Origin of the sequence: Fibrobacter sp. UWB5, assembly GCF_002210295.1 — a bacterium.
In the GTDB taxonomy this organism is placed as follows: Bacteria; Fibrobacterota; Fibrobacteria; order Fibrobacterales; family Fibrobacteraceae; genus Fibrobacter.
This window is the reverse complement of sequence record NZ_MWQH01000001.1, coordinates 703,368-726,588: the sequence shown is the minus strand read 5'-3', so window position 1 is coordinate 726,588 and position 23,221 is coordinate 703,368. Positions and strand designations below refer to the sequence as shown.

Here is a 23,221-nt window from a genome sequence, read left to right as displayed (position 1 = left end):
ATCCCCTCGCGTTTAAGCAAGGGGATTCTCAAAGTTCTTATTTGAACCGATTACTTGGCAGCGGCCGGTGCAGCTGCAGCGGGAGCGGCGGCAGGAGCGGCAGCAGCCGGCTTAGCTTCGGCCTTCGGGGCTTCAGCAGCGGGCTTAGCAGCTTCGGCAGGCTTTGCTTCAGCAGCCGGCTTTGCGGCGGCGGGCTTGGCTTCGGCCTTCGGAGCAGCCGGCTTAGCGGCAGCCTTCTTTTCAGCCTTCGGAGCTTCGGCCTTCGGGGCTTCAGCAGCCGGAGCGTCGGCAGAATGAGTATCGATCAATTCCATTTCGAACACGAGGAGGCTGTTACCCGGAATCTGCGGGCCACGGCCACGCGGACCGTATGCGAGGTCGCTCGGGATCCAAGCGGTGACCTTGCCGCCCACCTTCATGAGCTTGAGCATTTCGGTCCAACCCGGAATCACGGCGCCGATCGGGAATTCAAGCGGTTCGCCACGGTCGACAGAGCTGTCGAACTTGGTGCCGTCGAGGAGCGTACCGGTGTAGTGAACCTTCACGATGTCGCCATCGGCCGGAGTTGCACCCGTACCTTCGGTAATCACCTTGTACTGGAGGCCAGATTCGGTGGTCACGACGCCTTCGGCAGTCTTGTTCTGGGCGAGGAATGCTTCGCCAGCGGCCTTGTTGGCTTCGGCAGCGAGGCTGTCCTTCTTGTTCTTTTCAGCCTGACGGGCCTGAGAAAGGTCGGTCAAGGTCTGGAAGATGATGGAATCGTTCATCAAGAAATGAGCGGAATCTTCGTTATAGCGTTCCTTGAAAGCCTGGATAAAGAGATCGAGGTCGAGGTCGATAGAGTCGCGGGTTACCAACTGGAAACGAGCCTGGTTACCGAAATGAGCACCGAGAGCATAGCTGTACTTATCCTTGTCGGTCACCAAAGCAGTCTTGGTCTTGGGACCCTGGCACAGCTGGTCACAGCCAGTCAGAGCAAATGCGAGAGCACCCGCAGCAATAATGAGTTTTTTGTTCATTTTATCCTCTTTTATGTTTGACAAACGAAAAATAACAAAATCTTACGCCAAAAGACCATTTGTAACCCATTTTTACCAAAAGAAATTGGTATATTGCGTTTCGTTAACAAAAGAAGGATTATTAGTATATGTGCGGAATTGTCGGATATATCGGCCAGAACGAAGCTCTACCTATCTTGGTCGGCGGTCTTAAAAAGTTGGAATACCGTGGCTACGATAGCTCGGGCGTTGCCCTGATTGAAGACGGAAATATTGAAACGGTCCGTGCCTCCGGCAAGATTGCAGCTCTTGAAGACAAACTCAAGACAAAGCCTCTCCACGGTCATGTCGGCATTGCCCACACCCGTTGGGCCACCCACGGCGCCCCGACCGAACAGAACGCGCACCCCCACCAGAGCTTTGACGGCAAGATTTCGATTGTCCATAACGGCATTATCGAAAACTATGCCATTTTGAAGAAGAAACTCCAGTCTGAAGGCGTCGAATTCAAGTCTGAAACCGATACCGAAGTCGTCGCCCACCTGATTGCCCGCTACTACAACGGCAACCTCAAGGAAGCCGTTCTCAAGGCTATTTCCAAGATTGAAGGTACTTTTGGCCTTGCCGTGATTTGCAAGGACGAACCCGGCACCATGATCGGTGCCCGTCGCGGCTCCCCGCTCATTTTGGGTATCGGCCAGAATGAATTCTACCTAGCTTCTGACGTTTCTGCAATCATCATGCACACGCAGAAGGTCGTTTACCTCGACGACAACGACATCGTCGAAATCAAGGAAGACGGCTACAACCTGTTGAATACGAACAGCCAGCCAGTGCAGCACGAAGTGCAAGACGTGGAATTCGATGCCGACGCCATTGCGAAGGGCGGCTTTGCCCACTTCATGCTCAAGGAAATTTTCGAACAGCCCGAAGTGCTCCGCAACACCATGCGCGGCCGCCTGCTGTACGCCGAAGGCAATGCCAAGCTTGCAGGCCTCGACACCAACATCAAGGAACTCCGCAACATCAACCGTATCATCATTACCGCCTGCGGTACCAGCTACTATGCCGGTATGGTCGGTGAATACATGATCGAAGACTTGGCCGGCGTTCCGGTCGAAGTGGAATACGCCTCGGAATTCCGTTACCGTAACCCGATTATCAAGCCGGGTACGCTCGTACTTGCCATTAGCCAGTCCGGCGAAACCGCCGATACGCTCGCCGCCCTTAAGGAAGCCCAGCAGAAGGGCGCCACCGCTCTTGCCATTTGTAACGGCGTGGGTTCCACCATCGCCCGCACCAGCGACGGCGGCGTTTACCTGCATGCAGGCCCTGAAATCGGCGTGGCATCGACCAAGGCGTTTACAAGCCAGGTGACCGTGCTCGCCATGATTGCCCTTTTGCTTGGCCGCCAGCGCAGACTTTCTTTTGAAGCTGGCTCCGACATCGTGAAGGCCATGCAGGAACTCCCGGAACTTGTGGAACAGACCCTCAAGCTTTCCGACCAGATTGCAGGCATCGCCAACAAGTACGTGAAGGCAAACAACTTCTTGTACCTGGGCCGTCACTTCAACTACCCGGTCGCCATGGAAGGCGCCTTAAAGCTCAAGGAAATCAGCTACATTCACGCCGAAGGCTACCCCGCTGCCGAAATGAAGCACGGCCCGATTGCCTTGATCGACGAAAACATGCCGGTCGTGGTAATTGCCCCGAAGGACGCCCTGTTTGACAAGGTGATTAGCAACGTGCGCGAAATCAAGGCCCGTGGCGGTAAGGTAATCGCCATCTCGACCGAAGATTGCCACCCGCTCGACGAAATTGCCGACCACCTGATCAAGGTCCCGAAGACCATCCCGATGCTCATGCCGATTGTGACATGCGTGCCGCTCCAGCTGCTCGCCTACCACATCGCCGTACTTCGCGGAAACGACGTGGACCAGCCGCGCAACCTCGCCAAGAGCGTGACCGTGGAATAAGCTATCTAACTAAGAATCGATAAGCATGACCGAAGTCGAAGAACAGGAAGAATACGAAGTACGCATCGGGGCGTTTAACGGCCCGATGGACTTGCTGGTGTATCTTGTTCAGAAGAAGGAAGTCCCGCTCGAACAGATTTCGATTGCCGAAATTGCGGACCAGTTTTTAAAGTGGGTGAACGAGTACGAGGGCACCGACCTTTCGAAGGCGGGTGATTTCTTGTACATGGCGAGCCGCTTGATGGCCCTCAAGGTGCAGGAACTTTTACCGGCCGAGCAGCGCGACCCCGAGATGGAAGCGGAATACAACGAAGACCGCGAACAGCTCATGAAAGAAATGCTGGAATACCAGCGCTTTAAGCAAGTCGCGAGCGGCCTCCAAGAAATGGAAAGCGAGAACTTCGGTACGTATTCACGCGGTCGCTTGGAAAAGACGCAGACCGACGAAGAGACTTTGGCCGACGCGAACATTTGGCAGCTTTTCCGCGCTTACCAGAAGAGCCTGAAGACCAAGATTTCGGAAACGATTCACCACATTGAGCTGGACTACGTGACCATTCAGGACCGTCAGCAGGCAATCAACAATTACCTGTCGGTGAATGGCCGCGCCCTGTTCGAAGATTTGCTCGACAACGATTCTCACCCGATTGTGGCGGCAGTGACCTTCATGGCCATGCTCGAAATGATCAAGACGGATGAAATCGTGTTCCGCCAGAGCGAACTGTTTGGACCGATTTGGATTTACCGCAAGAAGAACAATGCCGACTACGCCGAAGAAATGGCGCACGAGACCGTGTTCTTCAGCAAGGATCCGGACGTGAAGCCGGGCCTTGTGGAAGCGATTCGCAACCAGGCGATTGCACGTTCCAAGGAACAGACCGTGGGCGACTTGGCCGCGGTGATGCGCGAAGCCGTGCTGTGGACGGAACGTGGACGGAACGTGAGCGAAGACGATTTGAACGCCATGCTCGAAGGTCGCGAAGACTTGAGCGAAGTGCAGGAAAACCCGTTCGCCGAAATGATGAAGGAAGACTCTGAAACAAGTTCAGAGCAAGCTCCGGCAGAGAATGCTCCGGTTGAAAGCACCGCGCCTGCGGAAGAAACCGCACCGGTTGTTGAATCTGCGCCCGAAACAAGCGCACCCGTCGAAGAAACTGTCGACTCCTCGATCGCGTCTGTCGAAGAGACGCCGGCCGAAGAGCCACAGCCGTCGGACGGCTCGAATAACGAGCCTAACATGACGGACGAAGAATTCGAAGCGTTCATGAAAAAAGCCCAGGCGTTCTATGACACCCAGGCTTCTGAAAATTCAGACAATTCTGACGACGATGACGACTTCCCGTCAATAGAGGTTCATACTAACGACTAGTCTCGCCGACCGCCGATAAGTCCGGCACGGTACGCCCAATAAAGCAACTGCATAATGGAGCCGATGGCGGCTGCCACATAGGTAAGCCCTGCGGCAAAGAGCACTCCCGAAACCGTATTGTATTCGCGGCCCTGCGCCACGATATCGAGGCGAGCAAGTACCTTCTTGGCGCGAGAAGAAGCGTCGAATTCCACCGGCACGGTCACCAGCGTAAAGAGCGTTGCGATACCGAACAGTACCACTCCCGCCACGGCGAGCGAGTAGCCGAGCGCACGGCCCGCACTCATCAGGATGATGCCGAGAATGACAAGCCACGGACCAAGATTCGAGCCGAGGTTTGCGGCAGGCACAATGAACGAACGCAGCCACAGCGGGAAGTATCCCTGCGCATGCTGAATGGCGTGGCCCACTTCGTGAGCGGCTACACCCGCGGCAGATGCATTGCGGCCGTTATAAACTTCAGGCGACAAGTTCAGAGTTTTGTTCAGTGGATTGTAATGGTCCGACAAGAATCCATGATGCTGCAGTACCTTCACGTCGGTAATGCCCGCATCCATCAGGATTGCCTTCGCCACATCGGCACCCGTAAGGCCGCTGGAAATGCCGACCTTCTGGCCAGCGTTAAAACGGGACTTGACCATCCAAGAAACACTACCCGAAAGAGCGAGCGTGACCAGGAGAATCATCATGTATAAAGGATCAAACATCATATTGTTACCTCTAACCGCAATATACAAAAATGCGGGCGGAAAAACGCCTACATATCGCCAGTCTGTAGCTTGCTACCATCGCGGAGGTTTGTCAGCACTAGCCCGAGCAACAGGTAGAACACCGCCTGCAAAGCGAGCGGCAGCAACAGCGATGCAGCATCATAAATGTCGGCGCCGCGTTGCTCAATGGCAAGCCATGCCGGAATGGCAAACGTCGAGGGCAGCAGGCAAGAAAAGCCCTTCATCCACGCCGGAATCAGTTCGGTAGGCCAGCTAAAATTCGAAAGGAACAGAATCGGGATGCTCATGTACAGGAACAGCTGCATGCTCGTTTCGCGGCGTAGGAATACCTGCGAAAGCACCATCCCGAAATTGATGACCGAAAACAGGAACACGATCGCAAAGGCCACCATCGGCAAAATTTCGCCGCGGCGCGGGAATTCGAACACGTTGTACACCACAAAATGATAGAACAAGATAAAGCTGCAGTAATGCAAGAAGTATGCTAGCGAACGGCCAAAGTAGCGGTAAGGCATCAGCTCGTTTTCGACGGAGCTGTCGCGTTGCAATTTGCGGAACTTGCGGTGAGCGCGGGCTCCGCCCAGAATGCAAATGCCAATCACCAGCGTCTGCTGCAAAATCAGTACAAGTACGCTCGGCACCACATAGTTGGAGTAGCTACCCGTATTGTTGTACATGGTCTGCACGCTGATGGGAATCGGGTCGCGCATGGCAATCGCCTTGGCCGCAGGGACTTTCTTGCCGAGGGCTATTCGCTTGACCTTCGTGGTCGCCCCCACCGTAAGGGCACATGTGGTAAACGCGGTGCCAATGTTGCCGTGGAGCATCACGTAGGCACCGTGCGTGAACACGTTCACATTCGTCTTGCCACCGTTGCGGAGCGTTTTCTCCATGTCTTTGGGAATCACCATGAAACCGTAGATTTTCTCATTCGCCATGGCCTCTTCGGCTTCGCGGACATCCGAGAACACATAACGCACATCAATCTGCTGGGCTGCCGCCGACATCTGCGTAAGTTCGCGCGACATGACCGTATGGTCAAGATCCACCACCGCCACAGGTACATCTGTAGCCGTCTGTTTCATGTAAGGCGTCGGGTAATAGAAGGCGTAAAGCACGCCCGCCACCACCAGCAACAACACGGCCGCAGGATCGGTGTAGAACAGTTTCCACTCGGCAAATGCCACCTTGAAAAGTCGCTTAAAGAGGTCAATCATTGCGGCCTCCTTTTCGAGCATCTCTTGCCGCCATATCAGTTGCGACCGCCTTTCGGATACTTAAATCCGAATATACGGCGCCGGCAATATTTTTCAGCTTGTCCTTCAGGTGCAACTTTTCGCGGGCTTCCCAGTCCGCCTCTTTTTCTTCGGCGACTTTCCAGCGAAGCATCAAAAGCTTGGATGCCAGCAAATGCCAGAACAGCGCCATGAACAAAAGCACCACGATCGATTCCCAGGCATGAGCCTTGCCGACCGAGCCCAAGAGCATAGCGGACTGAACCTTTAAAACGTGCGTGAGCGGAAGCAGGAAAGCAAAGCCGCGCACCACCAAGGGCATTGCCATCACCGGGAACGTCTGGCCTGCAAACGCAAACGCGGGGCCGGCGATAACGCCCGCCACGCTCGAAGACATACGCATGTTGCCCGTAATGCCCACAAAGGCGGCCCCCGCTCCGGAGCAAGCGAGAATCATCGCCAACTGCCCCGCAGACACCACCACAAATTCATCGAAGGTCATCGGGGTCAGTGCACGCCTAGCATATGCATACACCGCCACCATCGACAGCCACTGAATCACGACCAGCGGCAAAACCGTCGCGGCACCAAGCACCACGCGCGAGCCGCCCGCCGCCTGCAAGAATTCGCGGACGCGGTGATCGCGGAACGGAAAACTGAACAGGTACACCGCCGCCAAAATTCCAGCCAAGTGGAAAATCGCCGTCACAAGCCCGAGCCCTAAAAAGCCTTGGTAGTTACCGCTATTGTTGCTGACCGACTTGAGTTCAACGTGAATCGGGTCGTCCATTTGCTTGGTAAACATGTCGGCACCGATTGCCGAAATCACCGAGCGGATTTCCTTGACCGCAAAGGTATTCGTGAGGTAATTCTGGCCGCTGGAATACACCGGAATCACGGGCGTCTCAAGTCGCAGCGCCCGGCGTTCCATATCGTACGGGAGTACAATAAACGCCTGCAAATCACCGCGAATCACCGCATGTTCGCATTCGCTGCGGTCATCGCATTCCATGGCAACTTCGAGCACGGGGTCTGCCCGCAAGGCCATTTCAACTTTATCGGCCAGCTGCGAGCGGTCTTGCTTTAAAAGGCCAATCGGCACATGCTGAATGATTTCGGCCGAAAAGAAATTCACCATAAAGACCGATGTCACCACCGGCAAAATCAAGAGCACCAGCCACAACACGATATTGTGACTGATGTAGATTTTGCGAATCGCCCTTAAAACATCAAGGAACACGATTACGACCTTACTGAATCTGTTCCACCGGGAAAAGCACGCTCATGCCAGGGCGCAGGTTTTCGATTTTTGCCTTCGGGCGCAGGCGCACTTCAAAGCTCTTGAGATCAAAGCCGCCGCTTTCCTTGGAGCTACGCCAGGTGGCGTAATCGCCCACCGAAGCAATGTAGCTGACTTCCATTTCGACATTCTTGTCAAGCGCCGGAATGAACATGCTGAAGGTCTTGCCCTTGGACACGTTCTTGAGCAAGTCTTCGCGCAAGTGGAAAACTGCCCAGGAATCGTCGAGGTCAGTAATAGCGACTACCGGCATGCCAGAGCCAACGACTTCGCCCTCTTCGACCAGTTTCACGGAGACCTCGCCTGCGATGGGGGCGCGGATTTTCGTTTCTTCGAGGTAAGCGTCGACCTCGGCGTTGGCGCCCTTCGCCTGCATCACGAGTGCGTTTGCGGCAGCCTTGTCTTCGCTGCGGGTGCCGGCGAGAGCCTGTTCGTACTGGGCCTTGGCGGCGTCGGCAGCAGACTGCGACGCCTTCATTTGGGTTTCGGCTTCGTCGCGCTTCTGGAGCGGCAACACGCCTTCGTTATAAAGCTTTTGCACACGGTCGTAAGTGTTCTTCGCGAGGTTCGCGGCATCCTGCGCGCGCGAGGCCATCGCCTTGAGGGCCGTAATGTCTTCGGAGCGGGCACCATTCTTCGCCTTGTTCGCCTGAGCGCGAGCAGCACCTAAAGCACCCTGCGCCTGCATCTTTTTGGCTTCGATTTCGGGGCTGCTAATAATAGCGACAATGGCATTCTTTTCGACCATGTCGCCTTCGCGGAAGAACAGTTGTTCCACGCGACCAGGCACTTTACCCGCCACAAGCACGCGGCGAGCTTCCATCTGGCCCTGCAAATAGGCATCGCGGGGTTCTGTTGCAAACTTCTGCAACGTGATAATTCCAAGAACGATCAAGGCAATCAACGCCAAGACGACCAAAGTTTTTCCAATCACTTTCAAGACGTTCATTCTTTTTCTCCATTTCTAAAATCAGTTTGCGGGAGCAGCCGTTGTATCAACCGGCGCAGGCGCTGCAGAATCAGCTGGCGCAGATTGCTTCACCCCTTCGGGGTTCGCAATGACGTTCAAAGAATCGTTCGCCACGACATTCGACTCTGCGGCGGGAACAGCTGTAGGTTCCGCAACAGGTTCGGCAGGTTTGACCTCTTCAGCCTTCGTCTCTTCGACAGGCTTTATGTTCTTGAGCATCTCGCCCGCATTCACCACTTCTCCGCTTGCTTCCAAAAGTCCAAGCCAGGCGACCACCGCGTCGTAATGCGCCTTCAAGTCAGCCACCTGCAAGCGCGAAAGCGCAAGTTCTGCATCCACTACATCCAAGCCCGTGGCAAGGCCCGCTTCGTAAGCCAAAGTCTGGCTGCGGTGCGCTTCTTCGGCAAGTTCGCGAGTCTTCTTCAGGCTTTCCAAGCGGCTCTTGGCATGCTCCATTTCACGCCAGCGTTTTTCAACCAGCAGGCCAATGTTATCCATGGTCTGCTCTTCCATGCTCGAAAGCGAACGGTCGAGAGCCTTCGCGTTGCTCACCTTGGAGCGAGTCTCGCCGCCCTTGAACAAGTCCCATTGCATCTTGGCACCCACCGCCCAATCGGGCTCCAGGAGCGTCAAGTCGCGGGTATAAAGTTCCTTGTAGGCAAAGAGTGCTACCGTCGGGAAATAATCGGCGCGGGCAGCACTCACCGCATCTTGGCTACGCTTGCGTTCGGTGCGCAACTGGCGCAGGCCCGGATGTCTATCCATCGCAAGCTGCTTGAATTCTTCCATGGCCAAGGTCTGCTCCGGAGCAAGCACCGGAGTGATAGCCGTAATGTTCGTGTCCGTATGCAACAGACTTGCAAGAGCCAAGCGAGCAAGAGTTTGGTCGCGGTAAGAATCTTCAAGCGCGTTTTCAGCCTCAGCTAAAGCCACTTCGGCGCGCAGGCGTTCCGCCTTGCTAATCTGGCCACCTTCTTCCAGTTTCTTGGAGCGGGCCAAGTGTTCTTCCAAGTTCTTCTTGGTGCTTTCGCGAAGCACCGTCAATTCTTCGGCCAGGCGAAGCGTAAAGTACTTGGTAGCCACATCCATGAGGATTGTGTTTTGCGCCATGTCAAAGGCCGCCTTCTTGGCATTCACGTTTTCTTTGGCGGCATCGTAGGCGGAATAAATCTTGAGGCCCGTAAAAATCGGCCAAATAGCAGTCAAGCGCGCATTAAAGAACACGTCGTCCTGCACCTTCATGCGGAAATCGGCATCGTCGATTTTCGCTTTTGCAGCATCAAGCTGTTGCTTGCTGTCAGCCGCATACTTGTCTGCCGTCTGTTGAGCGATTTCTTGTGCAGAACCACCCACCTTGTCCAAGGCAAAGGCATTCGCCTCGGCTTCGCTCAGACCTTGCGCCCTTGCACCGGCATATGCCTGCTCGTAACCGGCCTGGGCCTTGTTATAGGCATCGATATAAGCTTTGGAATACACCCCTGCAGGGCCAACCGTCGCAAGACCGTCTGCAAGTCCACTTAGCCCCTGTTGGATTTGACCCAAATCAATATAGATCGGGTCGTTTATCTTTGTCACGCTGGCCGTCAGCGAAAGCTGGGGCATAAAACGGGAACGGGCCTCGGACTGACCACTTTCGGCCATTTCGACCTTGGCCTTTTCGGCCTTAATCTGCGAATTGTTCGTCTTTGCCATCGCAATGGCGTCCGATAGCGAAATGGGTGCTGCAAAAACGGCAGCACTCGCTGCAATACCCAAAAACAAACTCTTTTTCATAACACGATAAAAATAAATTTTTCCATACAGAAAAACCGCCCCAAAGGGGCGGTTTACTTACTTTTTTCAAAAAATGTATTATAAAGCATTTACAGGACGCTTATAAAAAGCTATCAACCTGTAAATTAGGCATTTTACTTACCCGGAGTCGGCTTGTCAACCGTCCAAGCGGCAGCTTCATAACCCATCGTGGTGAAGTCCTTGCGCTGCAAACTGTAACCGAAACCGTCCGCGCGCTTGTAGTCAACGCCGTTGCCGCTCCACTTATCGCTATAGAGCGTTGCATCGGACCAATCGTAGTACCACTGGTCATTAAGCGGGTTCGAAGTATCTTTCTGATAGAAGTAAGGCTTCTTTACAGCAATCGTTTCACCGCGGTTGGAAAGCTTACCGCTATAGAAGCTAATCAACACGCTAGCGTCAATCGAAAAACGCTTACGCAAATTATCTGCACCAGGGGTGGTCTGCAAGGAATCCGGGAACAGCACCACAATACCGCCAGCCGGAATCACGTCAGTCGAAGCAAATTCAAAATTAATACCTTCGACCTTCCAACCTCTGTTTCCGTTTGAAAGTTTTTCAAACGGCGTAATGGGCGTTTCAGACAAATTCTTGAGTTCCAGGAATTCCACGTCGTTCAAGTCTTCTTCGTTCGGGTGGTAGTGAATTTCGCTAATGACCAAGCCACCAATATAAAGCTTGGAGTTTGCAGCCCCCGGAGTCGCTTCGACAAGCGCCCCCTGAGCCGTAGAGCCATCACTCAAGTCCACCACACCGCTCGAAAGTTCGCTAGAAGGCAAAAGCAAACTGGATTCGTCACCTTCGGTTGCGCCATACAGGTAATAAGAACCACCGATAGAGCTAACAATCAGTTCCTTTGCGGCACCTTCGCTATCGTTAAAATCGGTTTCAGCGTTCAAGACAAGGTAACCCTTTGCAGGAACCGTTCCGGCCTTGATGGTGAGTTTTTCCTTACGGATCTTGGATTCAAAAATCCAACCTGTCACATCAACATCGGCGCTACCCGCATTGTAGAGCTCAACCCAGGCAGCGACGCCCGTACCAGTCGGCATGATTTCGTTCAAGCGGATATTCGAAGTCGTGAGCCATTCATCGTTGCCCACACCCGGATTACCGTTCATAATCTTGCTTGCACCCCAGGAGGTTGCCTGGGCAGCGTTGCCGCCCTTGTACACAAGCGTACGGCCCTTGCCGTTGGCAAGAGACGGCCAAGGCGGTTCCATGCTGTAAGAGCAACTCACGTCGCCTTCACCCGTCAGTTTCACGTCAATCACGTCGCCTTCGTTCGAAAGCTTGGCCACAGCACCAGTCTTCGGATCATTATCCCACGGACCATAGAGACGGCCCTTGAATTCGGGATAAGTCTGCATGAACAAATCCTTGTCGTTGGTCACGACAATGTATTCGCCCTTCTTGAGTTCTTCGTTCGGGAACGTATAGGAAAGCGCACCGTCCAAACGCATGCCCGAAGCGAGCATACTGCTGATATCCGGACCACTCTGGATTGTCACTTCGACCCATTCCAAGGCGGAACCATCGTCAGCATTATACATGATTTCGGTAATCGCCATCTGGGTGTACGAAGAATCAACCACTTCAGCAGCCGAAGATTTGGGAACGTCACCGCTAACGCTGCTCGAAGAACCCGTCGCAGGAGTATCGCCAGCAGACGAAGTCGGGTCCGAATTCGAGCCACCTTCCGAAGACGAAGAAACGGTCGGATCAGCAGGATCCGGTTCCGTAGACGAGTCACTGGAACAAGAGGTGGCAAGAACCATTGCGGTCACTGCCGAACCAGCCAAAAGAATCTTTTTGATATCCATAGAGGTATCCTCGCAAAAACTTTCTTCTATTTTAATAATTTTCGCCAGCGCCTACGGCAAGCTTCGTCCAGTACGGAGTCTTAAAGCGACGCGGATTTTCGTATACACGTTTCCATTCTGCGGCGGCATTGCCGAATTTGGAGAAGGCAGCGTGTTTTAAGTTCAAGAACTTGATCAAATCGAACATCCAGTACGGTACCTGGGAGCAAGGGCACTTGAGTTCGAGCACGGCATCGCATGCAGGCTGGAAAAATCTCGGAAGCCCTGTCGAGTGCATGTAATGCGGATCGACCGTATAATCAAAACCGTTTTCTTCGCGGAAGCGCATGCCGGTATCGATCGTCACGCGGGAATATTCTTCGCGAAGGCCAAACCAGGCGCGGCGCTTGTACTGGGTCAAAAGGCGCGGGTGCGCATTGTAGAGTTCCGTCTTGTACAAGAAATCCTTCACGTACATGCGGTCCTTTTCACCCTTGCACGGCCAGTCTTCGGGTTTCATGTTCCAGACTTCGCCCGGGTTAATGCCCTTGATGGTTCCGCGGCTCTTGTAGCAAATGTTCTTGATCTTGCGCTTGCATTCAAAGTGGAACGTTCCGTCTTGAGCCGGGTGTTCACCATAGGTGCGAATGCGCATATTGAAGCGATCCAGCAACTGTTTCTTTTTCCAGCCGAGGAACGTCCAAGAAGGCGAATCCAAGTAGAGATTCGTAATCCAGTAGAATCCGCCCGGCGTAATTTTAGAATAGTAGTCTTCTTCGCAGTACGGAGCAAGGAATGCGCCGATACGGTCCGCCCATTCCACGGGAATGTGGTACTTGAGTTCGAACCTTTCGAGAAGGCTAAATCCGCGGGCTTCGGCCATACTACTTGAGCCCCCCGACTAAGTGGTTCTGCACGCCTTCCTTGGAAAGCTGGCCTGCATACTGCAACAGCTCAAGATAAAGGTCGTAAATGTCGACTTCAAGCTTGACTGCATTCAGTTCGCTTTCCACGGCAGATTCGCGGGCACGCAGCAAAAGGAGCGGGTCAGAACCGGCGTCTTTTGCAAACTGTTCAAAAATGTTACCCGCTTTAACCTTTTCGGCAAAGTCCTTCTGAACCTTCCATTGAGCAAGGAATCCGTTGATCTGTTCGACGAGGCGATTCACCTTCACGCTCACGTCGCGGAACTTTTCCATATAATCGCCTTCGGCTTCAAGGTCTGCCACCTGGTTACGCAGGTCGTTATCCTTGTTGCTGTCAAAGAACGGAAGCTTAATGCCAATGTTTGCAAAGAACTTGTCACGAGTGCGACGATTGTCCTTGTCATCCACAAGTCTCTGGATAGAATACGTGTTGTCAAAGCGAGCGGTTTCTTCGTTATAGGCTTTATCCTTCCACTTGGTACAATCGTCTTCGCTGTAATATTCGCTATTCGTATTGCACAAATCGTCGTAACCCATGTCCTTGTACTTTTTCATCAAAGACGGAATCTTGAGCGAATAGCCGATACCGATATGCGAAATGTAGTCGCGGCGGCTAGCAACATCTTGCTTGGCGCGAGCCTTTTCGGAATCCATCTTGCCCTTGGCCATGGCAACTTGCGGGAACTTGTCACTTACATCGACGCCATCTTTCAACTGGGCTTCGATATCTTCCATAGGCGGAAGCCAAGAGGAATCCAGTTCAACGCTATCGAATTCAGGAATCCACACGCGGAGTTTTCTTTCGGAATTCTGGAGCGAGTTGGAATCGCTAATGAGGGCGGCGCGGATCGATGATTCTTTTTCAAGAGCGGACATCAAGTCCTGCGGATTGAAATTTGCAGAACCAGACTTGAGGTGCAGCACTTCGATACGGTCAGCATTGATCTGGTAAAGTTCCTGGTTAAGCGCATTGATACGCTTGCGCATCAGGTAATGAATTCCGCGTTCGTAGCGGTCGTACAAAAGAACGGCGCGGTCTTCAGCCAAATTCGCATTCGCATAGGCCATCTGCGCTTCGTAATGCGCACGGTCAGCAGAACCTTCGCCAAAAGCCTTAGGAGTCATGCGAAGTTCAAAGTCATGTTGTGCAAAGCTGAAGCCATCGAGTTTGTAACGCAACTCAAGCTTGTCCCACAGTTTCGTGTTGCGAGAGGTCGCAATGTTTACACGTTTTTGAGAACCCTGATAACGGGCGTCATCATCAGCAGACTTGATGAGGGTTTCCCAAGTCAGCGGGGCGGCAAGCAACGGTGCTGCAACAAACAGAGATACAAGAGCGGATTTTTTCATAAATCAAACTATTCGGAGATGGTCACCATTTCGCCCAAGAGGAACGAATTTTCGGCAGGGATCGTGATAATGACTTCGCGGCCGTGAATCGGCATTTCAGGCATCTTCCACATGCGCATCGGGAATTCCACAATGCGGCTGGAAAGGCCAACCACCTTGCCCTTCACCGGCTTACCCGTAGCGCCGAGCGACTTCACCTTGACGGTTTCGCCAATATCCATGCGCTGGTACATTCTTTCGTGGATGTAACCGCGAACCAGCGTCGGGGACTTGTGAGTGAGGGTGACGATCGGGGCGAAGCTAGATACCTTTTCGCCGTCATGAACGTTCACAGAGCCCACGACCCAGCTTTCCTTGGCAATCTGGGTCAATTCTTCTTGCTGCTTCTTGAGTTCTTCGAGTTCCTTCTGCAGGTTTTCGACTTCGCTCTTGCCAGCATCCTTCTGCAAACGGTTGCTGCTGCGCAGGAGCTTGATCTGTTCGTTGGCGTTGGCGTTAGCAACGGCAAGTTCGTTCTTCAAGCTCTTGATTTGCATAGCCATAGCGTCGTTACCGTCGCTGTCGGCGTTGGAACCCTTGAGGCTCTTGAGCTTTGCAGCAATTTCTTTGTTCTTCTTGTATTCGGTTTCAAGTCTGTTGATTTCGGACTTGAGCGTAAGGGTCTTCGTGGCAAGGTCGGCCTTGACTGCAGCGACCTTCTGGTCGATGTCTGCAGCAGACAAGTTGCTACGGCCTGCGCTAGCATCAAGTTCGCGAGTCACTTCGGCAATGCGCAGCGTGAGGTCCGGACGGTTGAGTTCCACGATGGTATCGCCTGCATTGATTGCCTGGCCAGGCATCACGTGCACCTTGACCACTTCGGTGGGGCTCGGTACGCTAATGGTGGTTTCGGCAGCTTCTGCAATACCCTGGAAGGTTGCAATCTTGCCCTGGTACATGTAGCCAAGAATAATGGCGATAATGACACAGAGAATCCAGGCCAAAGAAAGCTTGTGGCCATAGACATAAGCGACACCGGCATTAGACTTGTGCGTGTTCCAAAAATTTTCGAGCATATCGCTAAGCTTGTTCATACCGTCTCCCTTACATTTCCGTCGTGGCGTCCTGCATCATGAACTGTACGTCCGAGATGCCTTCTATTTTAGAGAGTTCGCTCAGGATTTCTGCAGCCGGATGAGTGGCGCGCAGGCGAATCTGGTAAGCGACGTCAAGGCGAGCACCGCCGTCAACTTCACGCATCGTAATCAAGATGAACGTCTTGAGGCTAGACTTCATGATGTCTTCTATCTGACCACGGACCTTGGCTTCGTTGGGGAGCGCAAAACGGAGCATGCCGTCAAAGAAGTGCTTGGTACCAAGACCTGTACGAGAAAGGAGGAAGGCCACAGCGCTAAAGGCAATCGTGCCACCCACGGCAGCGCCCCAGGCGTACACACCGCAACCGATACCGGCGCCGAGCGATGCGAACACAAACATAATGTCGCGCGGGTCCTTAAAAGATGTTCTAAAGCGAACCACGGAAAGGGCACCCATCATACCAAGACCGCGACCGACGTTATCACCAATGGCCTGCATCACCGTGGCAGCAACGACTGCACTAAGCACAATTGCCTGCACAAAGTTTCTGGAGTACGACAACCCGAGGAAGGTCTTTTCGTAGGTCCACGCAATCACCGAGGACAGGATAAATGTGAGGATCAAGGTGTACGCCAACGTAATGAGAGTGGCATTGGCGGTGCCGGATTGGACGGCTAATAGGTCGAGCATAGGGACTCCATGGTTTACTTTTTATTTTTCAGCCAAAATTTACTTTAATCACTCGCAAAATAGCGAATTTTTGTGTAAAAATGGATGAACAAAAACCAAACGTTCCTAAAAAAATGAGGCGATTCGGGACGAATTCACCCTTATTTTACCACACCAGTTAGAATAATAGCAAAAAAGGTGCTAAAAAGCACCTTAAAAGAAATTTGCAAATGCTGACTAGCGTGCAAAAAGCGTGCAAATCACAGTAAAAAATTTTTACTTTTTTCAGTTAAATCGGCCCGCTCCGACACGGCGTTTACGGCCCCTTTCAGACACCAATGCTTCGATCAAGAACAAGAGGGCTGCAAGAGCCAGAAAAATCTGGTAGCGGTCCTGATAGTTTTCCATGCGGTCAGTAGCCTGTTCCTTTTTTTCGAGGCTTGCAATTTCAGTCAGCACTTTTTGCAACTGGAATTCACCCGGGTTCGCATAGAAATAAAGCCCACCGGTAACGCTTGCAATTTCTTGCAGAGTTCCGTCTTCGAGACGCGTGGTCACGATATTACCCTGCATATCTTTTTTGTAAGCGACTTCGCCATTCTTGGAGGGCACCGGAATAGGTACGCCCTCGCGGGAGCCGATACCGATTGTATAAATGCGGATTCCCATTTCGGCCGCTTCCTTGGCGGCGTTTACGGCAGCGGCTTCAAGCTCTTCGCCATCGCTCATCAAAATCATCACGGAGTACTGCCCGGCGCTTCCCGAATTGCGGTACAAATCCATGCCCTTGCGGATTGCCTTTTCGAGGTTCGTGCCCGGCATGAGCCAGCCCGGAGTGAGTTCCCTAAGCATCATCTGCACGGTACCGTAATCGAGAGTGAGCGGCACCATCACCTGGGCTTCGCCCGAGAACGCCACAAGGCCCACGCGGTCGCCCGAAAGCGATTCCAGGAACGCCGAAATTTCATGACGGCTGCGGGTCAAGCGATTCGGCTTGACGTCTTCGGCAAGCATCGAAAGCGAAATGTCCTGCAACAACACAAGATCAAGGCCGCGGCGTTCGATATGTTCCATTTTACGGCCCCACTGCGGGCGCGCAAGAGCCACAAACAAGAAGGCAATCGCAAAGAGCAAAATGGTCACCTTCGCAAGCCTACGCCAGGGCGACACCGAAGTCGAAAGCTTAGGCAACATCGAAAGCGAAACAAAGCGGGCTGCGAGTTTTTTGCGACGGTGGTAAGCATACACAAAAAGGAGCGCAAACAACGGGAGCGTCAAAAGGCCCCACAAGAACATCGGTTCAGCAAATCGCATCTAAAGCCTCCATTACGGGATGCGCACAAAGCGCGTATTCGCAAGCAACAATTCGAGTAAAATCAGCAAGGCACCCACCAAGAGCCACGGGTAGAACTTTTCGGCATAGCGGGCGTAAGCCACCGTTTCAATTTCGGTCTTTTCGAGTTCGTCGATTTCGGAATAAATCTTTTCGAGTTCTTCCTTGTTTTCGGCGCGGTAGAAGCGGCCTCCCGTCTTTTGGGCAACAGACCTCAACACACCCTCGTCAATTCCTTCTTCGGGCGTAATGTCGCGTTCACCCCATGAAATATCGCCAGTCCACGGATTCTGCTGAAAGGCAAGAATTTTGCCGTTCTTTTTACCCACACCAACGGTATAAACCTTGACACCAAGCGACTGAGCCACATCGGCTGCACGCATGGGCGGCACCAGGCTTGCATTATCGCGGCCATCGGTCAAGAGCACCACCACCTTGGACTTGGCTTCGGACTTTTGCAAACGGGCAAGGGCGTTCATCAGGCCGTCGCCAATAGCCGTGCGGCTATTCATAATGCTGTCGCGGGCCAAGTCATCGGTCGCTTTCAGAATTTCAAGCAGCGAGCCGTAATCGAGTGTCAGAGGGCACTGAGTAACGGAACGGGCTCCGAAAGCGGACAAACCGATTCGGTCGCTATGGCGTTTCTGGATAAAGTCCGCAATCACCTGCTGGGCATAACCCAGACGGCTGTATTTCCAGTAATCGCCGGATTTCAAGATGCGTTCCGCATTCATCACGCCGAGCTTCGCTTGTTCCATACGGGTAAGCATATCGAGCGTACCCATGGAGCCCGAGACGTCGAGCGCAAGCATAATGTCGACGCCATCGGTAGAGGTGTATTCGACTTCCATGGCGTTCTGTGGGCGTGCAAGTGCTACCACAAAGCAAACGAGAGCGGCAAGGCGCAAAATCGGCACAATATGGCGGAATTTGACGCGACGGCTCGGAACCGCACGCTTGGCAATCGAAAGGGCCGGGAATTTAATCGTACTCTTGCGGCGGTGTTCACGATAGATGTACCAGCCGACTAAAACAGGAACCAAAAGTAGGAGCCAAAAGGCCTCGGGATTCTGAAAATGTAGCGCACCAATATCCATAAAATCTCCGAAAAAGCGCAAAAAATCAAATTTTACAACGGAGAATATACAAAATTGCAACGGAAAAGGCTAAAGTACGTCTTTCTGCGCAGTCACATGGGGCAAGAAGCACTTCATAAACGGGATTATCGCCAAATAAAGAAGCATCGTCACCACAAAAACAAAGGCGAGCGCCACGGGCCGCGACCAATGCACATGGTTTTCCTGCAAAATTTTAATGATACCCCACTGCACCCATCCATGCGTCACAAGCACCATGATGGAGTAACGACCAAAATACGACACCAACGGAATTTTCTTGATGGCCTTCGACAAGAACAGCACCGCAAGCGTCCCTAAAATACCGCACAGGTAAACGCTCCAAATCGGGAACCAATAGCGGTTGCTCACGTAACTCACCGAATCAGGAGGGGCATTCCACGCAAGCGCAACAACCAGGCCAAAGCCCAAAAGCGCAAATGGAATGTTGAACTTATCCATGGGATTCGGCGCTAGAATCTTGGTGTAGCGAAACGCCACATGACCCGCGCAAAAATACGGAATAGCCGTCATCGAAGACGCCCAGAACAGAGGAAGCTTGATATTGTAGCGACCCAAGAAAAAACCGATCAGGCCAAGCACAACCGAAAGCACCACCAGCGATGATGTCGCATACTGCGGGAACTTTCTGGCTACAACTTTTTTTGCGACCAAGTACAGCCCGTAAAACATCAGATTCGTCCAGAATAGGCTTAGCAAAAACCAAATCGGGATATTCGGAAAAGACTGTTTCCAGACAAAAGAATACCAAACGGAAGCGTCGGGATTTCCACGCAAGTGCAGGTAGTGCAACACGAACGGGAATATGCACGAAAGCGTCACGAAAAAGAACGCAAACGGAATCAGCAACTTGTTGATTTTACGCTTGCAAAAATCAAAAAAGCCCGCATATTCCTTAAAGAAGAGCCCCGACAAAAAGAAGTACAATGGCATTCTGAAAGAAGATACAGCCTCTTTTAGCGGGTATGTTTCAAGCCCCCACGTGCTCACCACGTGATGCCACACCACCAGCATAATGCAAATGCCTTTCGCGAGGTCGACAAAAGCGTAGCGTGGCTTTGCAACAGATGTGGGCGTCACAGGTTCCATAAATACCGTTATTCCTTTTCCAGGAAATCGAAAATCCGTTTCTTGTAATCGGGCAATTCATCGAATACGGCATGGCCGCAATCTTCGTACATGTAGAATTCGCAAGGAACGCCCTCGGCCTTTAGCTTTTCTGCCAACTTGACAGACGCTTCGGGAGTGGTCACAAGGTCTTTGCCGGCCCCCAGCACAAGCACCGGGCACTTGATTTTGCCGAGGTCATCGTAAGTATCCACATAATCGCAGGCATCCGAAAAAAGCGCAAAACGGTCCAATTCTTCGTCCGAGATTTCCTTGTACAAGGCCAGCAATGCCCTACGGTAACGGGCCGCGAACTTTTCACTAAAGCAGTCGTCAATAAAGCTGTTTACAAGCGTCGTCGTTTCGCGGGCACGAGCGAGGTGCGCCCAATTCTGGATCGTCGTAATCTGTCGCGGTTCCGCCTTCGATGACGAAGAACCAAGAACCAATTTATTCACGACTCCGGGATGGCGGATCGCCATATACTGCGCAATCATACCGCCCTGCGACACGCCGTAGATATCGGCCTTTTCTATGCCTAAAGCCTTGAGGGCAGCCACCTGGTCGTCGGCCATTTCGGGCAACGAATAACCGGGCTTGGCGTCTTTTTTGCGGTCAAAAAAGTAGAGCGTGTACTTTTCCCTAAAAATCTTGTACGGTCCCTCTAACGAGGCGGCCGATTTCATGACGCTCTTGATTGAAAGCCCGGGGATTACAATCAAGGGTTTGGGGCCGGTGCCCACGCAGGCGTATTCCATTTCAAAAGAGCCCGTATTCACCGAATGTACAAGATTTTCGCTCATATCCTAAATATATTAAAAGCGCATAGACTAGCCCACAGAAAAAGTCCCGCATGGACTGCGGGACTTAAACTTTTCCAGTAACAGCGACTGCAGAAAATTAATTTCTGTGGAAGTCGTCTTCGACGCGGATGATATCGTCTTCGCCGGTGTATTCGCCCACCTGCACTTCAACGATGACCAGCGGGAGCTTGCCTTCGTTCTGCAGACGGTGAACTTCACCCACCGGGATGTAAGTCGATTCGTTCGGACGCACGTAGAACACATTCTTGCCCACGGTCACCGTAGCGGTACCGCTTACGACCACCCAGTGTTCCGAGCGGTGCAGGTGCTTCTGCAGGCTGAGGCGCTTGCCCGGCTTCACCACGATACGCTTCATCTTGTAGCGTTCGGTAGATTCCAGCACGGAGTACGTTCCCCACGGGCGGCTCACGGTCTGCGGCACGTTGATGAGGTCGGAACCGCGTTCCTTGAGTTCTTCCACCACCTTCTTGACCTTCTGGCTGCTGCTGAGCGGAGCGACCAGGAGGGCATCCGGGGTATCGACGATGAGCATCTTGTCGAGGTCGATGGTAGCGATAGCGCGCTGGCTACCCATCACCAAGGAATTCTTGGAGCCCACGGCAATGTGGCGCGGGTTCACGTTGTTGCCGTTTTCGTCGTGCGGGTATTCGCCGTAAAGGCTGTCGAAGCTTCCGAGGTCGCTCCAACCGATATCGCTGGGCACCACCTTCACCTTCTTGGACTTTTCCATGACGGCGTAGTCGATAGAGTTCGACGGAATCGCCATCATGTCGTCGCGGTCGATGCGGATTGGTTCGCCATCTACGATTTCGGCATTTGCAAGGGCCTTCTGGGCGGTTGCAAGCATTTCCGGAGAGTACTTGCCGAGTTCGGCAAGGAAAGTCTTCGCCTTGAAGCAGAAGATACCGCTGTTCCAGTAGAAGTTGCCGGAGAGCAGGTACTTTTCGGCGGTGGCGCGGTCCGGCTTTTCGACAAAGCGCTTCACATTTTCGCCATCGGCTTCGATGTAGCCATAGCCCGTTTCAGGGCTCGTCGGCGTAATGCCGAAGGTCACCAGATTGCCGGCTTCGGCAAGTTCCTGGGCGCGGAGCAAAACCTTCTTGTATTCGTCTTTCTTGCGAATCACGTGGTCAGACGGAGACACGAGAACGACCGTTTCCGGATTCATGGTCAGGCAAGCAAGGGCGATAGCCGGGGCGGTGTTACGGCCCACAGGTTCCAAAAGGAACTTGCTACCCGTCATGCCTTCCGTTTCGAGCTGGTCCTTGGCCAAGAAGAACTGGTCGGCATTAGAAACAATGAACTGCGATTCGCAAACGGCGGAATTCGTGACAACAGTCTTTCTAAAAAGGGACTGTCCGTCAAAAAGCGGCGCGAACTGCTTGGGCATCAGGGAGCGGCTCACGGGCCAAAGGCGCGTGCCGCTACCACCACAAAGAATCAAGTTAATCATAGTCTACGCAGCCTTATTTGCCGGAATCCGGAGTATAGTCGTCCTTAACCACATGGACGTTATGAGCAGCCAAAGCGCCATAGTAAACCATGTTAACAGACGGGAAGATCAAGCTGACGAGGCGGTTCCAAGTTGCGAGTTCGGAAGCGTCGACGTACACGACATCGCGTGCACTCAACTGGAAGCGATCTGCCATAGCCAAAGCCATAGCGTTCTTTGCGTTCAGCTGGAACACATCGATCTGCTTGTCAGAGGTATTACGGATAACGTAAATGCCGCGAGCGGTAGCGTTCAGAGCCTGCAGACCGCCGGCAGAAGCCAAGGCTTCGGCAAGGGTCAGCTTTCCGTTATAGATGTTGATCAGGCCCGGTCTGCCGACTTCACCCATAATGTAGGCCTTCTGGTCTTTCTGGGTTTCAGAGAGAGAGGGAACAAAAATCTGATCATCCGGCTTGATTACGATGCGTTCGAGCGGCAAATTGGCCTTGAATGCATCGAGGTAGTTAATAGTATAAACCTTGTCGCCACGGCGAAGCTGCATGAGCGACGGGTCTGCTTCCTTGGAGAAGCCGCCCACTCCGGCAATCGCATCGGGGAGCGTCATCGGATTTTCATTGAACGAGACGTAACCCGGCTTTGAAACGGCACCGGAGATAGACATCTTGCGGCTATGGTAACCCGTCACGCGAACATCGACCTGCGGATCGTTCAAGATCTTGTCAGAAAGGCGCTTGGTAATTTCGGCACGGAGTTCCTGGGCGGTAAGACCTGCAGCCTGGAGTTCACCGGCATAGGGGTAGAAAAGCTTACCATCGGTAGTCACCTTCTGACCAGCCGGCTGGTACTGACCCATCGGGGAAGTCAATTCCGGATGTTCCCACACCACGACCTGAACCATGTCCAGAGGTCCAATGCGGTATTCCAGTTCCGGCAGGGAATCCACCATCAGTTCCTTCAAATCACCAAAATCACTGGCACCAGCGCTGTCAGAGCCAGAAGCAGCCACTGCAGTGCCAAAATCGCCTTCGCCAATGTCATGAATATGAACAATCATGCCATTGTATTCGGCAGAATCGCCCGGAAGAGACATCTGCATCTGCGGTCCGAGTGCGCATCCGCTCAAGAGAGCAGCGGCAATAAGGCCAAGACCCAAACTCATTTTCTTCATAAA

At 52.9% G+C, this 23,221-nt stretch carries 19 protein-coding genes; 2 read left to right on the top strand and 17 right to left on the bottom strand.

Annotated features, from left to right (window positions below):
- Window positions 1–50: 50 nt before the first annotated feature.
- Window positions 51–1,019, bottom strand: a complete 969-nt coding sequence (locus tag B7989_RS03065) for an FKBP-type peptidyl-prolyl cis-trans isomerase (protein WP_088627131.1) — start codon at window positions 1,017–1,019, stop codon at window positions 51–53.
- A 128-nt stretch (window positions 1,020–1,147) separates the two neighbouring features.
- Between B7989_RS03065 and glmS the strand changes: the two genes are divergently transcribed.
- Both glmS and B7989_RS03055 read left to right on the top strand, forming a co-directional pair.
- Window positions 1,148–2,974, top strand: coding sequence for a glutamine--fructose-6-phosphate transaminase (isomerizing) (glmS, locus tag B7989_RS03060; protein ID WP_088627130.1), 1,827 nt, complete (start codon window positions 1,148–1,150; stop codon window positions 2,972–2,974).
- Window positions 2,975–2,999: 25 nt separating this feature from the next.
- Window positions 3,000–4,343 carry a ScpA family protein gene (locus B7989_RS03055; RefSeq protein WP_088627129.1) on the top strand — a complete coding sequence of 448 codons (1,344 nt, stop codon included), beginning with the start codon at window positions 3,000–3,002 and terminating at the stop codon, window positions 4,341–4,343.
- Here B7989_RS03055 and B7989_RS03050 read toward each other — a convergent pair.
- The 16 genes from B7989_RS03050 to B7989_RS02975 all read right to left on the bottom strand — a co-directional run bounded on the left by B7989_RS03050 (window position 4,340) and on the right by B7989_RS02975 (window position 23,218).
- Window positions 4,340–5,053 (bottom strand): zinc metallopeptidase, encoded by a 714-nt coding sequence (locus tag B7989_RS03050; protein ID WP_083597149.1) that lies wholly within the window; start codon window positions 5,051–5,053, stop codon window positions 4,340–4,342. The two genes, B7989_RS03055 and B7989_RS03050, sit on opposite strands and share 4 nt — an antisense overlap.
- Window positions 5,054–5,100: 47 nt before the next feature.
- The gene (locus tag B7989_RS03045) at window positions 5,101–6,291 is read right to left on the bottom strand and encodes an ABC transporter permease (protein WP_088627355.1); all 1,191 of its coding nucleotides are present in this window, start codon (window positions 6,289–6,291) and stop codon (window positions 5,101–5,103) included.
- A complete protein-coding gene (locus B7989_RS03040; RefSeq protein ID WP_088627128.1) occupies window positions 6,284–7,549 on the bottom strand; it encodes an ABC transporter permease in 1,266 nt (421 codons plus the stop codon). Before B7989_RS03040 ends, B7989_RS03045 begins: the two co-directional genes overlap by 8 nt.
- 10 nt (window positions 7,550–7,559) lie before the next feature.
- Entirely contained in the window at window positions 7,560–8,558 is a 999-nt protein-coding gene (locus tag B7989_RS03035; protein ID WP_088627127.1) for an HlyD family secretion protein, read from the bottom strand.
- Between the two features lie 21 nt (window positions 8,559–8,579).
- The gene (locus tag B7989_RS03030; protein ID WP_088627126.1) at window positions 8,580–10,352 is read right to left on the bottom strand and encodes a TolC family protein; all 1,773 of its coding nucleotides are present in this window, start codon (window positions 10,350–10,352) and stop codon (window positions 8,580–8,582) included.
- A 134-nt stretch (window positions 10,353–10,486) separates the two neighbouring features.
- The gene (locus tag B7989_RS03025; protein ID WP_088627125.1) at window positions 10,487–12,196 is read right to left on the bottom strand and encodes a lamin tail domain-containing protein; all 1,710 of its coding nucleotides are present in this window, start codon (window positions 12,194–12,196) and stop codon (window positions 10,487–10,489) included.
- Between the two features lie 31 nt (window positions 12,197–12,227).
- Window positions 12,228–13,058, bottom strand: a complete 831-nt coding sequence (locus B7989_RS03020) for a polyphosphate polymerase domain-containing protein (RefSeq protein ID WP_088627124.1) — start codon at window positions 13,056–13,058, stop codon at window positions 12,228–12,230.
- A gap of 1 nt (window position 13,059) precedes the next feature.
- Window positions 13,060–14,451 (bottom strand): hypothetical protein, encoded by a 1,392-nt coding sequence (locus B7989_RS03015; RefSeq protein ID WP_088627123.1) that lies wholly within the window; start codon window positions 14,449–14,451, stop codon window positions 13,060–13,062.
- 8 nt (window positions 14,452–14,459) lie between these two features.
- Window positions 14,460–15,524, bottom strand: a complete 1,065-nt coding sequence (locus tag B7989_RS03010) for an HlyD family secretion protein (RefSeq protein WP_088627122.1) — start codon at window positions 15,522–15,524, stop codon at window positions 14,460–14,462.
- 10 nt (window positions 15,525–15,534) lie between these two features.
- Window positions 15,535–16,218: a DUF4956 domain-containing protein gene (locus B7989_RS03005; protein WP_072800390.1), complete on the bottom strand. Its 684-nt coding sequence runs from the start codon at window positions 16,216–16,218 to the stop codon at window positions 15,535–15,537.
- 264 nt (window positions 16,219–16,482) lie between these two features.
- On the bottom strand, window positions 16,483–17,511 hold the full coding sequence (locus B7989_RS03000) for a VWA domain-containing protein (RefSeq protein WP_088627121.1): 1,029 nt from the start codon (window positions 17,509–17,511) through the stop codon (window positions 16,483–16,485).
- 12 nt (window positions 17,512–17,523) lie between these two features.
- Window positions 17,524–18,627: a VWA domain-containing protein gene (locus tag B7989_RS02995; RefSeq protein WP_088627120.1), complete on the bottom strand. Its 1,104-nt coding sequence runs from the start codon at window positions 18,625–18,627 to the stop codon at window positions 17,524–17,526.
- A 69-nt stretch (window positions 18,628–18,696) separates the two neighbouring features.
- Entirely contained in the window at window positions 18,697–19,755 is a 1,059-nt protein-coding gene (locus tag B7989_RS02990) for an acyltransferase family protein (protein ID WP_088627119.1), read from the bottom strand.
- Window positions 19,756–19,763: 8 nt separating this feature from the next.
- Complete coding sequence (locus B7989_RS02985) at window positions 19,764–20,576, bottom strand: alpha/beta fold hydrolase (RefSeq protein WP_088627118.1); 813 nt, start codon at window positions 20,574–20,576, stop codon at window positions 19,764–19,766.
- 97 nt (window positions 20,577–20,673) lie between these two features.
- Entirely contained in the window at window positions 20,674–22,050 is a 1,377-nt protein-coding gene (locus tag B7989_RS02980; protein WP_088627117.1) for a mannose-1-phosphate guanylyltransferase/mannose-6-phosphate isomerase, read from the bottom strand.
- A 13-nt stretch (window positions 22,051–22,063) separates the two neighbouring features.
- Window positions 22,064–23,218 carry a polysaccharide biosynthesis/export family protein gene (locus B7989_RS02975; protein ID WP_088627116.1) on the bottom strand — a complete coding sequence of 385 codons (1,155 nt, stop codon included), beginning with the start codon at window positions 23,216–23,218 and terminating at the stop codon, window positions 22,064–22,066.
- Window positions 23,219–23,221 lie beyond the last annotated feature (3 nt).